We start from the raw sequence: 890 nt of genomic DNA, 5'->3' as shown, positions 1-890 counted from the left end.
CCGGGATCGATGAAGCCCGCATACCGAGCAAGGAGAGAATTCCGCGGGAAGCAGACGGCCAGCCGGAAGTCTGCAGCTTTGCTTTGTCTTCCTGGCGCGGCCTGCCGCCGAGGGACCGGAGCGCTGCGCTACCGGCCCCGGCTGTACGAAGAAAATAAAGATATAGACCGGAGTTGTTGATTTTACTTGGTTTTAGTGTAGACCAATCGCCAGCTTTTGAAAAATAAGTTTTAGACTGACCCATGATTACGATGCATTGAAAGATTAAATTAGAAAATAAAGTTTTAGACTGTTCGAGCTGACCGAGTTGAAAGGAACAAACGTGGCCAGCGATGAATGTCGCTAACGTTTTTCGACCCATGCAAAATAAGAAATCCAACCTGTAAGAGCATATTTCAAATATCCTCTCATATCAAAAGAGTTCTGCTTCAGGAGTTTATAGGTGTTCATCCATGCCAGAGCTTCATCCCATAAAATAATCGGAATTCTGCTTTTATATCCTCTGTTATACATAATACGGCTTGTCTCATAAAATGATTGCAAGCGCTGATTCCTTCTTAGGTAGATATGATAATGAGCAAGTTCATGAAGAATAGCATAACAATATTCCCTGGTTTCTTCTGAAAAGTCGTTAGAGATCCATATGTATTTGTGATTGACCAGGGCCGCCTCATTAACTCCTAGAATATCAGAGCGTTGCATTTTTAGTCCGCTTTGAAGCACCATTTCATGTACCAGCTTATTCAAGGAACTTCCCCCAAACCACAAGCGTTAGTCTACAACTTTATTTTCCTAGTCTAACACTTTATTTTCCAGTCTAATACTTTATTTTCCTCTGACACCGGCCGGGATTGATGAAGCCCGCATAGCCGAGCAAGGAGAGAATTCCG

Annotated in this window: 2 protein-coding genes; both read right to left on the bottom strand. The window is 43.3% G+C overall.

Translation table 11 applies throughout. From position 1 onward, the window contains the following. Nucleotides 1-361: hypothetical protein (locus ABES02_RS29865; RefSeq protein WP_430141698.1), on the bottom strand; the 361-nt coding region annotated here is incomplete at its 3' end. Next, nucleotides 343-747 (bottom strand): hypothetical protein, encoded by a 405-nt coding sequence (locus tag ABES02_RS29860; RefSeq protein ID WP_430141696.1) that lies wholly within the window; start codon nt 745-747, stop codon nt 343-345. The genes ABES02_RS29860 and ABES02_RS29865, both read right to left, overlap by 19 nt. Nucleotides 748-890: the final 143 nt, after the last annotated feature.

Origin of the sequence: Neobacillus pocheonensis (assembly GCF_050477905.1) — a bacterium.
GTDB lineage: Bacteria > Bacillota > Bacilli > Bacillales > Cytobacillaceae > Neobacillus > Neobacillus pocheonensis_A.
Note: the sequence above shows the minus strand (reverse complement) of the source record. Positions and strands in the feature narration are given on the sequence as shown.